This window comes from Cupriavidus sp. H18C1, from assembly GCF_049311595.1.
GTDB lineage: Bacteria > Pseudomonadota > Gammaproteobacteria > Burkholderiales > Burkholderiaceae > Cupriavidus > Cupriavidus cauae.
This window is the reverse complement of record NZ_CP186008.1, coordinates 2,557,801-2,571,804: the sequence shown is the minus strand read 5'-3', so window position 1 is coordinate 2,571,804 and position 14,004 is coordinate 2,557,801. Positions and strand designations below refer to the sequence as shown.

The window sequence follows — 14,004 nt, the reverse complement described above, 5'->3', positions numbered from 1 at the left end:
GCGCGGGGGACGACAGGCGCGGCGGAACAGCGAGGCTGACTAGCGAGGCTTACTTCAGGCCCAGCACGTCCTGCATGTCGAACAACCCGTTCGGCTTGTCTGCCAGGAAGCGGGCGGCGCGCACCGCGCCATCGGCATACGACTGCCGGCTCGAGGACTTGTGCGTGATCTCGATGCGCTCGCCGATGCCGGCGAACAGCACGGTGTGGTCGCCGACGATATCGCCGCCGCGCACCGTGGCAAAGCCAATCGAATTCGGATCACGCGGGCCGGTATGGCCCTCGCGGGCGAACACGCCGCAGGTCTTCAGGTCGCGGCCGAGCGCCTCGGCGATGATCTCGCCCATCTTCAGCGCGGTGCCCGAGGGCGCGTCCACCTTGTGGCGATGGTGCGCCTCGATGATTTCGATGTCGTAGCCGGAGGACAGCATCTTCGCCGCTACCTCCAGCAGCTTGAAGGTCGCGTTGACGCCGACGCTCATATTGGCGGCGAAGACCACGCCGATCGACTGCGCGGCCTCGGCCAGCGCGGCCTTGCCGGCGTCGTCGAAGCCGGTGGTGCCGATCACCATCTTGACGCCGAGCGGGCGCGCCACCTGCAGGTGGGCCAGCGTGCCTTCGGGTCGGGTGAAGTCGATCAGGCAATCGGCGCCGGACAGCGCGGCCTCGATGTCCGAAGTGATCTTGACACCGGTTTCGCGCCCGAGGAACAGGGCCGCGTCCTGCCCCAGCGCCGCTGCGCCGGGCACGTCCAGCGCGCCGGCCAGCGTCACGCCCTCCGCGTTCAGCACATATTCGATCAACATGCGGCCCATGCGGCCGGAGGCGCCGGCGATAGCGAGTTTCATGGCGAGTCGGTTCCCCGGAAAGAAATCAGGCGAATAACAGTGAAGTCAGGACAGGAAGACAGGCACGACGCCGGGCGGTGCGTGGGACGGCCACGCGAAGCGTAGCGTGGCTTGACGGTCCCCGCCGCGCGATGGCGCCGGCGCAACGGCATGGGCGGGCCCGCTGGCCGCGCCCTGCGATTTACTTGACGGTGTCGGCGGGGCTGGCGCCGGCGGCGCGCTCGCTGGCGGGCTCGGCCGCCGGCTGCGACGGCGCCGCACCGGCGGGCGCTGCGCTGGCCTCGGGCGCCGAGGCGGACGGCTGGGCTTCGGCCTGCGGCCGCGCGGCATCGGCCGGCGCCTGCGGCGGCTGGGCCTGCGGCTCGGCGGGCGCGGCGGCCTGCTGCGGGGCCGACTTGGCGCCCTTGCTGCCTTCCGGCGTGCGCTTCATGCCGTCGATTTCGGCGATCAGCTCGTATTCCGACGGCAATTCGTCGCCGCTGAAGCGCACCAGGCGATCATTGTCGAAGAACACCGTGAAGCGGCGCTGCTGCACCACCTGGGTGTTGCCGCGCTTGAACGAGAACACATAGTCCCAGCGATTGGCGTGGAACACGTCCGTCAGCAGCGGCGTGCCGAGCAGGAACTGCACCTGGTCGCGCGTCATGCCTTCGCGCAATTGTGCGGCGGCTTCGCGCGACACGAAGTTGCCCTGGACGATATTGATGCGGTACGGCGTGATCGCGCTGGCGATCTTGCGGGAAGTGCTGTCGTAGGTCGAGCAGGCGGCGGAGGCCAGCGTGATGGCTGCCAGAAGCGGGGTCAGCAGCGCCGGGCGCAGGGCGGATGTTCGAATGGAATCCATGTAACTCGCAGTTCTCGCTACCGAAGGAAGGGAAAGTGCCGGTCGGTGGGCTTGGTGAACGTGCCCTCGCGACATGCCGCACGACCTGTCCGCGCGGACACGCGCTTGCCGCCGCGTGAAGGGCTCAGCGCATTGCCGGCACCGGCGACGCCGGGCGACTTTTGCCGGCAAAACCCTTATGATTCAACAATCCAGACATTGTACTCTAGGGAGTCACGCCCATGCCGAGTCCGGCGGAACTCAAAAATATCGGCCTCAAGGCAACCGTGCCGCGGCTGAAGATCCTCGAAATCTTCCAGACCAGCGAGCAGCGCCATCTGAGCGCGGAAGACGTCTATCGCATCCTGCTCAACGAGCATATGGATATCGGCCTGGCCACCGTGTATCGGGTGCTGACCCAGTTCGAACAAGCCGGCCTGCTGTCGCGCAACAACTTCGAATCGGGCAAGGCGATCTTCGAGCTCAACGAAGGCAAGCACCACGATCACCTGGTCTGCCTCGATTGCGGACGCGTCGAGGAGTTCTTCGACGCCGAAATCGAACATCGCCAGCAAAGCATCGCGCGCGAGCGCGGCTTCGCGCTGCAGGAGCATGCGCTGTCGCTGTATGGCAATTGCACCAAGACCGCTTGCCCGCATCGGCCCAAGCGCTGATACGAAGACCGCGTGCGACAAGGCACGCCGCAGCAGGAAAAACCGGCGCCAGGCGCCGGTTTTTTTATTGTGCAGCGATGTGCAGCGACGCCCCGCGGCCTAGGCCTGCTCGCGCTCGATTTCCGCCATGCGCTGCGGCAGCCCGGGCGCCGGCACGCCGACGAACTCGGCCACGACCTGGCGGAACAGCCCGCGCGCCCATACCAGCATCGGATGGGTGTTGCGGCTGCGGTGCCAGAACATGTTCAGGCCCAGCGTGGTCTGGATCTCGGCCGGCAGCGGGAACGCGTTCAGGCCGTAGCTTTCGCAGGCGACGTCCTTGGTCAGCGCGTTGACGGTGAAGATCATGTCGGTCTGCGCGGCCAGTTCGGCCTGGGCCCGCCACGAATGGACGGTCAGCGCCGCGTTGCGCTTCAGGCCGCGCTGCTGCAGCGCATAGTCCAGCGGAATCAGCGAAGGCGCCGGCCGCCCGGTGCCGCCCGCGGACGCCATGAAGATATGGCCGCATTCGAGATAGTGGTCGAGCGTGCAGGCCGTCTGCAGCAGCGGATGACCCTTGCGCGCGCAGACCCACAGGTTCAGCGAGGCGACCGTCTCCTCGACGATCTCGGGGTGGCCGGTCGGCAGCGCGCAGAACGCGAGGTCCAGCTCGTTGGCGCGCATCGAGGCCACGTCCGCCTCCCACGAGTGGGATTCGACCAGCCGGATATGCAGTTCGGGCGCCAGCTGCGCCAGGCGCAGCACGAAGCGGTTGAATACCGTATCGCCGAGTTCGGCGGCGAAGCCGATATGCAGCGTGCCGGACGCGACCGCCGGATCGAAATTGTCGACGTCGCCCTCGTTGATCGAGGACCACAGGTCGAGCATCTCGCGAATCTTCGGACCGAGTTCGAGCGCACGGGGCGTCGGCGTCAGGCCATGCGGGACGCGGATGAACAGCGGGTCGTCGAAGATCTCGCGCAGGCGGCCCAGCGAGTGGGACACCGCCGGCGCCGTCATATGCATCTTCTCCGCGACATAGGTCGCGTTCCGCTTGCTGAGCAACTCGGTGAAGATCACGAGCAGCTTGGTGTCAACGTTCACCATGATCACGCCCAGTTCAAGGTTTGATACGCGTGGCCAGGCGAGCGCACGCGAGGACACTAAGGCTAGTGTAAGATCAAATCGCCACTTCGGGGGAAGCGAAAACGCCATTTTTACTCGCCCGGGAACCCCTCCGTGGAAGGGTCCGTGTGTCGGATTTACCATATTTTACAGTCCGAGCGTGCGCTGGCGCACACCGACCATAAAAAACGGCGCCACATGGGCGCCGCTTTCGAGTCGCCGCCAGGGCGGCGACATCGGCCATCCACTGCGAGCCGATTACTTGGCGTTCATCAGTGCCACGGTGGTATCGAGCATCCGGTTGGAGAAGCCCCACTCGTTGTCGTACCAGCTCGACACCTTGACCAGGTTGCCGGACACCTTGGTCAGCGTCGCGTCGAAGGTCGACGAAGCCGGGTTGTGGTTGAAGTCGACCGACACCAGCGGTGCGGTGTTGTAGTCGAGGATGCCCTTCAGCTCGCCTTCCGAGGCGGCCTTCAGGATCGCGTTGACTTCATCGACGGTGGTTTCGCGCGCGGCGACGAACGACAGGTCGACCAGCGACACGTTGATGGTCGGCACTCGGATCGCGAAGCCGTCCAGCTTGCCGTTCAGTTCCGGCATCACCAGGCCAACCGCGGCGGCGGCGCCGGTCTTGGTCGGGATCATCGACTGGGTCGCCGAACGGGCGCGGCGCAGGTCCTCGTGGTAGACGTCGGTCAGCACCTGGTCGTTGGTGTAGGCGTGCACCGTGGTCATCAGGCCGGTCACCACGCCCAGCTTCTCGTGCAGCGGCTTGACCAGCGGGGCCAGGCAGTTGGTGGTGCACGAGGCGTTCGAGATCACGGTGTCCGAAGCCTTCAGCACGTTGTGGTTGACGCCGTAGACGATGGTCGCGTCGACATCCTTGCCGCCCGGCGCCGAGATGATGACCTTCTTGGCGCCGCCGGCCAGGTGGGCCGAGGCCTTTTCCTTCGAGGTGAAGAAGCCGGTGCACTCCATCACCACGTCGACGCCCAGCTCGCCCCACGGCAGCTCGGCCGGGTTGCGGTTGGCCAGCACGCGGATCTTGTCGCCATTGACCACCATGTAGTCGCCCTCGACCGACACGGTGCCCGGGAACTTGCCGTGGGCGGTGTCGTACTGCGTCAGGTGGGCGTTGGTCTTGGCATCGCCGAGGTCGTTGATCGCGACGATCTCGATGTCATGCTTCTTGCCGCCTTCGTAGTGGGCGCGCAGCACGTTGCGGCCGATACGGCCATAGCCGTTGATGGCAACCTTGATAGTCATGGTACGTCTCCTGAACGGGAAGTAGAAAAAGCTGCGGGCGCCCGGGCCGGCGACGGCAGCGCCGCCGCGCCCGCACGTCCCTCGAAGTCAGATCACGCTCTTGACGGTGTTCGCCACGTTCTCGACGGTGAAACCGAAGTGCTTGAACAATACGCCAGCCGGCGCGGATTCGCCGAAGGTGTCGATGCCCACCACCGCCTGCACCTGGTACTTCCACCAGAAGTCGGTGACGCCGGCCTCGACCGCCACGCGGGGCACGCCCGCCGGCAGGACTGCCGACTTGTATGCCGCATCCTGCTTGTCGAACACAGTCGTCGAGGGCACAGACACGACGCGCACGCGGATGCCTTCCGCGGCCAGCTGCTCGGCCGCGCCGACCGCCAGGCCCACTTCGGAGCCGGTGGCGACGATCACCGCATGCGGCAGGCCGGTGCGCGGGTCGACGTTGTCGCGCAGCACATAGCCGCCGCGGGCGATATTGGCGCGAGTGGCGTCGTCGCGCTTCTGGAACGGCAGGTTCTGGCGGCTGAAGATCAGGCAGCTCGGGCCGTTCTCGCGGCGGATCGCCTCGGCCCAGGCCACCGCGGTCTCGGTGGTGTCGGCGGTGCGCCAGACATCCATGTTCGGGATCAGGCGCAGGCTGGCCACGTGCTCGATGGACTGGTGCGTCGGACCGTCCTCGCCCAGGCCGATCGAATCGTGGGTGAACACGAACAGCGTGCGGATCTTCATCAGCGCCGCCATGCGCAGCGCATTGCGGCTGTAGTCCGAGAAGGTCAGGAAGGTGCCGCCGTAGGGAATGTAGCCGCCATGCAGCGTGATGCCGTTCATGATCGCGCTCATGCCGAACTCACGCACACCATAGTTGATGTGGTTGCCCCAGGCATCGACGCGCACCGCCTTGCTGCCCGACCAGTTGGTCAGGTTCGAGCCGGTCAGGTCGGCCGAGCCGCCGAGCAGTTCGGGCAGCACCGGCGCCAGCGCCTCGATCGCGTTCTGGCTGGCCTTGCGGGTGGCGATGGTCTCGGCCTTTTCCTCGCACTTGGCCAGGTAGGCTTCCACCGCGGCGTCGAACGCGCCGGGCAGCTCGCCGCGCATGCGGCGCTCGAACTCGCCGGCTTCGTACGGATAACGCTCCGAATAGCCCTCGAACAGTGCGGCCCAGGCCTTCTCCAGCGCCGCGCCGTTGGCCTTGGCGTCCCACGCCGTGTAGACCTCTTCCGGCAGCTCGAACGGGGCGTGGCTCCAGCCCAGCGCCTCGCGCGTCGCCAGGATCTCGGCGCCGCCCAGCGGGGCGCCGTGCACGTCGTGGCCGCCCTGCTTGTTCGGCGAGCCCTTGCCGATCACAGTGCGGCAGCAGATCAGCGTCGGCTTGTCGCTCGCCTTGGCCTGCGCGATGGCGGCGTCGATCGCGTTGACATCATGGCCGTCGACCGCGCGGATCACGTTCCAGCCGTAGGCCTCGAAGCGCTTCGGGGTGTCGTCGGAGAACCAGTGCTCGACGTCGCCGTCGATCGAGATGCCGTTGTCGTCCCACAGCGCGATCAGCTTGTTCAGCTGCAGCGTGCCGGCCAGCGAGCAGGCCTCGTGGCTGATGCCTTCCATCAGGCAACCGTCGCCGAGGAAGACATAGGTGTAGTGGTTGACGATGTCGAAGCCGGGACGGTTGAATTCCTCGCCCAGCAGCCGCTCGGCCAGCGCCATGCCGACCGCGTTGGTGATGCCCTGGCCCAGCGGGCCGGTGGTGGTCTCGACGCCCGGCGTGATGCCGTATTCCGGATGCCCCGCGGTCTTGCTGTGCAGCTGGCGGAAGTTCTTCAGTTCCTCGATCGGCAGCTCGTAGCCGGTCAGATGCAGCAGCGCGTACAGCAGCATCGAGCCATGGCCGTTGGACAGCACGAAGCGGTCGCGGTCGGCCCACTTCGGATTGACCGGGTTATGCTTCAGATGACGGCTCCACAACGCGACGGCGATATCGGCCATGCCCATCGGCATGCCCGGATGGCCCGAATTGGCCTGCTGGACGGCGTCCATCGCCAGGACGCGGATCGCATTGGCCATCAGCGACGCGGGCTGGCTGGCATAGGGGCTGGTGGCTGGGTGTGCGAGGTGAGACATGCGGCGGGAAATTGGCGGCGGGAAAAGCGCGATTTTACCAGAAGGAGGCGACGTTTCCGGTACGGCGGCGACCCCCGCGGCGCCTTCGGAGGCGGCTCACGAATGGCGCGAAGCGCTGACGAGCGGCGTCGGCTCCACACTGGGCGATATCACCCTACGGGCCTCGGTGCACTCGCCCCACCAGCACGTCGAGATCGGCGAGCATCCGCTGTTCGGCCGCGTCTTCCGGCTCGATGGCCGCATCATGAGCGCGGAAGCCGACGCGTTCATCCAGCATGAGGTGATGATCCACCCGATGGCCGTGGCCCACGGCAATGCCGCCAGCGCGCTGGTGATCGGCGGCGGCGACGGCGGCTCGGCGCGCGAACTGCTGCGGCTGCCGGGCATGCGCGAGGTCGTGGTCGCCGAGCTCGATGCCGAGGTGGTGCGGCTGGCGCGGCGCTGGCTGCCGGGTATCCACCACGGCGCCTTCGGCGACCCGCGCGTGACGCTGGAAATCGGCGATGGCCTGGCCGTGATGGAGGCGCTGCGCGATGCCGGCCGCCGCTTCGACCTGCTGGTGTTCGATCTGACCGAGGCCGACGATGACGGTCCGGCGGCCGCGCTGTTCGGCGCGCGCGGCCTGCAGGCCGCGCACGACTGCCTGGCGCCGGGCGGCGCGATGTCGCTGCATCTGGGCCCGCCCTTCCATCGCCCGGACACGGCGCGGCTGCTGTGGCGGCGGCTGCGCGACCATTTCCGCGTGGTGCAGCCGATGACGGTGGCGATTCCGGTCTATGGGGCGCTGTGGGCGATCGCGGTCGCCAGCGACACGCTGGACGTGCGCGCCGCCGATCCGGCCATGCTGGCCGCGCGGCTCGCCGACTGGCAGCTCGACGGCGCGCTGCGCTGCTATCACGCCGGCCTGCATGCGGCGCTGTTCGCGCTGCCGCGCCACCTGCAGCCGCTGTTCGACGGCGGCGCCACATCGGCATGATATGCTCGGCTGACCGCTCCACCGGGGGGACTTGCGGCAAGCCAGGCGCAGCGCTCGTCCGGCGTTCGCTTCGCGCGCGATGCCTGCCACCGTGGAGCCTGCGTGCAGGCGCGCCCACCCCGGCGCCCCTGCCGTACGGAATCCGGGAGGACACCATCATGACCAAACCTGCCAACACGCCCTGGCTGATTCCCTACCTGACCGTCAGCGATGCACGCCGCGCGCTCGACTTCTACAGCCGCGCCTTCGGCTTCGTGCCTGGCAATGTGGTCGACGAGAACGGCGTGCCCACCCATGCCGAGATGCACTATCACGGCGAGCTGGTCGTGATGTTCGCCCCCCGAGGGCGCATGGGGCAGCACCGCGCGCACGCCGCGCTCGACCGGCTTCGAATGCCCACAGACCTTCTACCTTTACTGCGACGACGTCGACACGATGCATGCGCGCGCGGTGGCGGCCGGTGCGGTCAGCCTGATGGCGCCCGGCGACCAGTTCTGGGGCGACCGCTATTGCATGGTCGAGGACCTCGACGGCTACCGCTGGGGCTTCGCGCGGCCGCTGGACCAGGCCGTCGCCGCGGCCACCGGTTCTGAGGCTGCCTGAGCGACTGACAGCCTGACCCGCCCGGATGCCGGGGCCCGATGCCGCGATGGGATCCATGTCGGCCCGGTTGCCCATATCGACCCTGTTGCCCATGTTGCCCATGTTGCCCATGGCGGTTGTCGCGCCCATCCTGCGGACCCGCCCCGCCTGACCGATTTCCCCTGGATTCGATGCCACCTCGCTTCTACGTCGATCAACCGCTCGCCCCCCGATACCCTGCTGCCGCTGCCCGAGGCGGTGGTGCGCCATGTCCAGGTGCTGCGCCTGCATCCCGGCGAGCCCATCACGCTGTTCGACGGACGCGGCGGCAGCCATGCCGCGACGCTGATCGAAATCGGCAAGCGCAGCGCGACCGCGCAGATCGGCGCGCGCGACACGGCCGAATGCGAACTGCCGTTCCGCGTGACACTCGCCCAGGGCATTGCCGGCGGCGACAAGATGGACTGGCTGATCGAGAAGGCCGTGGAGCTTGGCGTCGGGGCGATCCAGCCGCTGCAGACCGCGCGCGCCGTAGTGAGACTCAGTGGCGACCGTGCGCAGAAGCGCCACGCGCACTGGCAGGCGCTGGTCACGGCGGCCTGCGAACAATGCGGGCGCAATCGCTTGCCGGCGGTGTCGCCGGTGGCTAACTTGGAGGCGTGGCTGGCGGCGATCCCGGCCGATGCCGGACAGCGGCTGCTGGTGTCGCCGCGCGCCGAATCGACGCTGGTGGCGCTGGCGCAGGCGCACCGTGACGACTGGATCGCCAGCGGCGTCACGCTGCTGATCGGCCCCGAAGGCGGGCTGTCGCCCGAGGAAGAACGCGCCGCGCTGGCGCAAGGTTTCACGGCGGTGTCGCTCGGACCGCGCATCCTGCGCACCGAGACCGCCGGTCTGGCCTGCCTGGCCGCGCTGAACGCGCTGCTGGGCGGATTCTGACGGCACCGCGCCGTCGACCGCTATCGAGCCGAGCCGGTCCGCGCAGCATGGCACCGGCCGGTCCGATAAATGAATCAACAACAAGGAGCTGAAGATGGGACTGCTCGATAGTGTGCTTGGCGGCGTGCTCGGCCAAACCAATCCGGCACAGGCCGGCGAATCCGGCCAACCCGGCATGAATCCGAAGATGATGCTGGCGCTCGGCCTGCTGGCGATGCTGGCCATGCGCGGCCGCCAGGGTGGCGCCGATGCGACGCAAGACCCGGCCGGCATGGCGGGCGGACTGGGCGGCGTCCTCGGCGGACTGGCCGGCGGCGGTGGCGGACTCGATCTCGGTTCGCTGCTGGGCGGCCTGCTCGGCGGCCAGGGCGGCGCGGCCGGCGAGGCACAGTCGATCGGCGCCGCGGCCGGGGGCATCGGCGCGCTGCAGCAGATCCTGGCGCAGGCGGGACTGGGCGAGCAGGTGTCCTCGTGGATCGGCACCGGTCCGAATCAGCCGGTGTCGCCGTCCTCGCTGGCCGAGGCGCTGCAGGGCACGGGCGCGCTGGACACGCTGTCGTCGAGCACCGGCATGTCGCGCGACGACGTCGCCGCGCAGCTCAGCGCCGGCCTGCCGGAACTGATCGACCAGTTGACGCCGCAGGGCCAGGTGCCGCCGGCGGCCTGATCGTTCCAGCCCCGTATGGGGACGGCCTGCGCGCCGCTCTCCACGCAAAAAGGCCCGCCATTTGGCGGGCCTATTCTTTTTCTATCCGGGATTCGTGCGCGGCGCCGTGCGGGAAATCCGGCGAACGCGCCAGCTCGACGCGCTCAGGCGAACGAGTAGAACACGCGGAATTGCACGCGGCGCTCGGCCCAGAATTCGGCGGCGTCGCGGAACACGTCGAGCAGCGTCTCGCGTGCTTCCTTGTCGAACTTCTGCGCGCACGGCAGGCCTTCGAGCACGATGACGAAGCCGGGTTGCACGCCGGCCTTGTGGATCATGTCCGTCAGGCAATCGGCCAGCGCATCGAAGTTCTTGCCGAAGTGCTTCGGAAAGAGGAACGCGGTGGCGATGGTTTCCAGCACCTCGCCCTTGGTCGTGCAATGGGCGCAATTGGCGTAGAGGAAATGCTGGCCGAGGTCGGCGGCAGCCTGTGCCAGCTCGGGCACGCGGAAGGCGCGGATCGACTGAACGATATTGGGTCGCACGGTCTTGAACAGGTTCAACGCGGCCTCCCTGCCGCAGGCCACTTCGGCGTTGCCGTCCTGCGGCGACGCCGGCGGCAGTTTATTGTGCGCGACCTCGTAGCGGGGCATCATCAGCACACTGTCATAAAGGTTCTGGGCATGTTGTTGAGCCCGCTGCCAGCCATCTCCGGCGCCGCGCTCTTCGCGGGCGGCAAGGGCGTCGCCCAGTCCGAAAATGTCAGTCATCATCTGATTATCCGTTTGAAGCTGTTGTAGTGGTCTTCCGTGTAATAGCAGTCGTTGGCGGACCGTTGTTCGCCGCCACAGACGATTCGCTTCGCACCCCGATTCCGGCTGCCCGGACGGGCAACCGTGTATTCACGGTAATAGCCGCGCGGCCGCCGAGGCAGGATCCGTTCATAGTTGCCGAACCGCGCGCCATCCTTTGCGTAGGGATACGGCCCCCCGGCCTCGATGCGCTGCAGCGTCTGCTGTGCCTCGTTGGGCAGTTGCTGCACTGCAATGGTTCCCAGCGTATCCGACAGCACCTGCGAGGACTGCTTCGCCTGAGCCGGCTGCGCCAGCGTGGCCGCCATGGCCATCGCCGCGAGGGTATGCAGTGCTGTGCGCGCAACCCGTTGGAGCGAAGGCTGGACCCGTTGCAGGATCTTGTCGGAGCGCGAGGCGCGTTGCGGCAAAGAAGTCGGGGAACCCACGTTGTCTGGTCTGGTGGCGCAGCGATCCAACGCCAAGCGCGGTCGACGGATCGCCTGCATCGAAGGCGCTAGGTTACGCGCAAGCTGTTAAATAATCAATCCCCGCGCCCGGGTGACGCCGAAAACCTGAATTGTTTCAAGGCGTTAATGGAATGTATGCGCACACTAACCGCGTTTCGAGGGCGGTAAAAAAGCCGGGGCATGCCCCGGCTTCAGCACTCGACTGGCAAGTTCTTATCGCTTCGCCGCCGCGTCGACCACCACCAGCGACGTCATATTGACGATGCGGCGGACGGTCGCCGACGGCGTCAGGATGTGCACCGGCGCGTTGACGCCCAGCAGGATCGGGCCGATCGCAACGTTGTTGCCGGCGGCCGTCTTCAGCAGGTTGTAGGCGATATTGGCCGCGTCGATGTTCGGGCACACCAGCAGGTTGGCTTCGCCCTTCAGCGTGCCGTCCGGCACCAGCTGGTCGCGCAGCTTCTGGTCCAGCGCGCAGTCGCCGTGCATCTCGCCGTCGACCTCCAGCTCCGGCGCGCGCTCGCGCAGGATGGCCAGCGTCTCCCGCATCTTCTGCGCCGACGGCGCCTCGGACGAGCCGAAATTGGAATGCGACAGCAGCGCGATCTTGGGCTCGATGCCGAAGCGCTTGAGCTCCTCGGCGGCCATGATGGTGATCTCGGCCAGTTGCGGGGCGCTCGGATCGACGTTGACGTGGGTGTCCACCAGGAAGATCTGGCGGCCCGGCAGCACCAGGCCGTTCATCGCCGCATAGACCTCGTTGGTGCCGCCCAGCACCTGGTCGATGTAGCGCAGATGCGCGGCGGTATTGCTGACCGTGCCGCAGATCATGCCGTCGGCCTCGCCCTTGTGCACCAGCATCGCGCCGATCAGCGTGGTGCGGCGGCGCATTTCGAGCTTGGCGTACTGCGGCGTCACGCCCTGGCGCGCCATCATCCGGTAGTAGGTGTCGGAGTAGTCGCGGAAGCGGTCGTCGTGCTCCGGGTTGACGACGGTGAAGTCGACGCCCATGCGCAGGCGCAGGCCGAAGCGTTCGATGCGGTGCGTCAGCACGGCCGGGCGGCCGATCAGGATCGGGTTGGCCAGCTTCTCGTCGACGATCACCTGCACCGCGCGCAGCACGCGCTCTTCCTCGCCCTCGGCGAACACGATGCGCTTCTTCTCCATCGCCACCTTGCGGGCGGCGGCGTAGATCGGCTTCATCAGCGTTCCCGAGTGGTAGACGAACTGCTGCAGTTGCAGCTTGTACGCCTCCATGTCCTCGATCGGGCGGGTCGCCACGCCGGAGTCCATCGCGGCCTGCGCCACGGCGGGCGCGACCTTGACGATCAGGCGCGGATCGAAGGGCTTCGGAATCAGGTATTCGGGGCCGAACGACAGGTCCTGGATACCGTAGGCGGTGGCCACGATATCGCTCTGCTCCTGCCGCGCCAGTTCCGCCACGGCGTGCGCGGCGGCGATTTCCATCTGCTTGGTAATGGTGGTCGCACCCACGTCAAGCGCCCCGCGGAAGATGAACGGGAAGCACAGCACGTTGTTGACCTGGTTCGGATAGTCGGTGCGGCCGGTGGCGATCACCGCGTCGGGCCGCACTTCCTTGACCTGCTCCGGCATGATTTCCGGATTCGGGTTGGCCAGCGCCAGCACCAGCGGACGGTCGGCCATGCGCTGCACCATGTCCTGCTTGAGCACGCCGGCGGCCGACAGGCCCAGGAAGATGTCCGCGCCGTCGATGACCTCGGCCAGCTTGCGCTTGTCGGTCTTCTGCGAGAAGCGCGCCTTTTCCGGATCCATCAGCTCGGTCCGGCCCTCGTAGACCACGCCGGCCAGGTCCGTGACCCAGATGTTCGACAGCGGCAGGCCGAGATCGACCAGCAGATCCAGGCACGCCAGCGCCGCGGCGCCCGCGCCGGAGGCCACCAGCTTGACGTCCTTGATGTCCTTGCCGACCACGCGCAGCCCGTTGATGACCGCCGCGCCGACCACGATCGCGGTGCCGTGCTGGTCGTCGTGGAAGACGGGAATCTTCATCCGCTCGCGCAGCTTGCGCTCGACGTAGAAGCATTCCGGCGCCTTGATGTCCTCGAGGTTGATACCGCCGAAGGTCGGCTCCAGCGAGGCGATGATGTCGACCAGCTTCTCCGGGTCCTTCTCGTCGATCTCGATATCGAACACGTCGATGCCGGCGAATTTCTTGAACAGGCCCGCCTTGCCTTCCATCACCGGCTTCGATGCCGCCGGGCCGATGTCGCCCAGGCCGAGCACCGCGGTGCCGTTGGTGACCACGCCGACCAGATTGCCGCGCGCGGTATAGCGGAAGGAATTGGCCGGATCGGCGACGATCTCCTCGCAAGCGGCCGCCACGCCCGGGGGAGTAGGCCAGCGCCAGGTCGCGCTGGTTCGACAGCGGCTTGGTCGGCGTGACCGAAATCTTGCCCGGGGTCGGAAACTCGTGATACTCGAGGGCGGCTTTGCGCAGCGCCTCGCGCTGCTGCTGTTTCAGTTCGTCTTGCGAGAGTGCCTGCGAATTCGGCTGCGAAGCGGGCTGCGAAGGACTGGTCATCGGCGCATCTTCCGGTCTGTGGAGCCGTGTTTGACGAAGCGGAAAACGGTGGGAACACACCCTTGCGGGCCGGCTCCACCTGCCCGCTGTCTCCTGATCGAGCCCCGCATTTTATATTGTGAAATTTTATTTCACAATAAGCGTTTTGCGAGAGGCACCTTTGCGTTTCGGTACAATATGCCGGATGCGGGCGGCACTGACC

10 protein-coding genes and 3 pseudogenes are annotated in these 14,004 nt (G+C 67.2%); 5 read left to right on the top strand and 8 right to left on the bottom strand.

Annotated features, from left to right (window positions below; genetic code table 11):
- Positions 1–49: 49 nt before the first annotated feature.
- Both dapB and OJJOAM_RS11965 read right to left on the bottom strand, forming a co-directional pair.
- Positions 50–847 carry a 4-hydroxy-tetrahydrodipicolinate reductase gene (gene dapB, locus OJJOAM_RS11970; RefSeq protein ID WP_422648074.1) on the bottom strand — a complete coding sequence of 266 codons (798 nt, stop codon included), beginning with the start codon at positions 845–847 and terminating at the stop codon, positions 50–52.
- 181 nt (positions 848–1,028) lie between these two features.
- A complete protein-coding gene (locus tag OJJOAM_RS11965) occupies positions 1,029–1,691 on the bottom strand; it encodes an outer membrane protein assembly factor BamE (protein WP_422648073.1) in 663 nt (220 codons plus the stop codon).
- Between the two features lie 221 nt (positions 1,692–1,912).
- On the opposite strand from OJJOAM_RS11965, the gene fur reads away from it, so the two are divergent.
- Positions 1,913–2,344, top strand: coding sequence for a ferric iron uptake transcriptional regulator (gene fur, locus OJJOAM_RS11960; protein ID WP_149316635.1), 432 nt, complete (start codon positions 1,913–1,915; stop codon positions 2,342–2,344).
- 99 nt (positions 2,345–2,443) lie between these two features.
- On the opposite strand, the gene OJJOAM_RS11955 is transcribed toward fur, so the two are convergent.
- From OJJOAM_RS11955 to tkt, 3 genes are all read right to left on the bottom strand, one after another.
- On the bottom strand, positions 2,444–3,430 hold the full coding sequence (locus OJJOAM_RS11955; protein ID WP_422648072.1) for a LysR family transcriptional regulator: 987 nt from the start codon (positions 3,428–3,430) through the stop codon (positions 2,444–2,446).
- 276 nt (positions 3,431–3,706) lie between these two features.
- Positions 3,707–4,717: a type I glyceraldehyde-3-phosphate dehydrogenase gene (gene gap, locus OJJOAM_RS11950; RefSeq protein ID WP_006579985.1), complete on the bottom strand. Its 1,011-nt coding sequence runs from the start codon at positions 4,715–4,717 to the stop codon at positions 3,707–3,709.
- Between the two features lie 87 nt (positions 4,718–4,804).
- Positions 4,805–6,835, bottom strand: coding sequence for a transketolase (tkt, locus tag OJJOAM_RS11945; RefSeq protein WP_422648071.1), 2,031 nt, complete (start codon positions 6,833–6,835; stop codon positions 4,805–4,807).
- A 166-nt stretch (positions 6,836–7,001) separates the two neighbouring features.
- Here tkt and OJJOAM_RS11940 point away from each other — a divergent pair, with 166 nt between their 5' ends.
- From OJJOAM_RS11940 to OJJOAM_RS11925, 4 genes and pseudogenes are all read left to right on the top strand, one after another.
- Positions 7,002–7,811 carry a spermidine synthase gene (locus tag OJJOAM_RS11940; protein WP_422648070.1) on the top strand — a complete coding sequence of 270 codons (810 nt, stop codon included), beginning with the start codon at positions 7,002–7,004 and terminating at the stop codon, positions 7,809–7,811.
- A gap of 158 nt (positions 7,812–7,969) precedes the next feature.
- Positions 7,970–8,414, top strand: a pseudogene (locus OJJOAM_RS11935) (VOC family protein).
- Positions 8,415–8,584: 170 nt separating this feature from the next.
- Positions 8,585–9,332 (top strand): annotated as a pseudogene (locus OJJOAM_RS11930) (16S rRNA (uracil(1498)-N(3))-methyltransferase).
- Positions 9,333–9,426: 94 nt separating this feature from the next.
- The gene (locus OJJOAM_RS11925; RefSeq protein WP_422648069.1) at positions 9,427–9,999 is read left to right on the top strand and encodes a YidB family protein; all 573 of its coding nucleotides are present in this window, start codon (positions 9,427–9,429) and stop codon (positions 9,997–9,999) included.
- Between the two features lie 143 nt (positions 10,000–10,142).
- Here OJJOAM_RS11925 and OJJOAM_RS11920 read toward each other — a convergent pair whose 3' ends face one another.
- The 3 genes and pseudogenes from OJJOAM_RS11920 to OJJOAM_RS11910 all read right to left on the bottom strand — a co-directional run bounded on the left by OJJOAM_RS11920 (position 10,143) and on the right by OJJOAM_RS11910 (position 13,802).
- Positions 10,143–10,751 carry a barstar family protein gene (locus OJJOAM_RS11920; protein ID WP_006579293.1) on the bottom strand — a complete coding sequence of 203 codons (609 nt, stop codon included), beginning with the start codon at positions 10,749–10,751 and terminating at the stop codon, positions 10,143–10,145.
- Positions 10,748–11,104: a ribonuclease domain-containing protein gene (locus tag OJJOAM_RS11915; RefSeq protein ID WP_422649578.1), complete on the bottom strand. Its 357-nt coding sequence runs from the start codon at positions 11,102–11,104 to the stop codon at positions 10,748–10,750. Before OJJOAM_RS11915 ends, OJJOAM_RS11920 begins: the two co-directional genes overlap by 4 nt.
- Positions 11,105–11,452: 348 nt before the next feature.
- A pseudogene (locus OJJOAM_RS11910) lies at positions 11,453–13,802 on the bottom strand (NADP-dependent malic enzyme).
- Positions 13,803–14,004 lie beyond the last annotated feature (202 nt).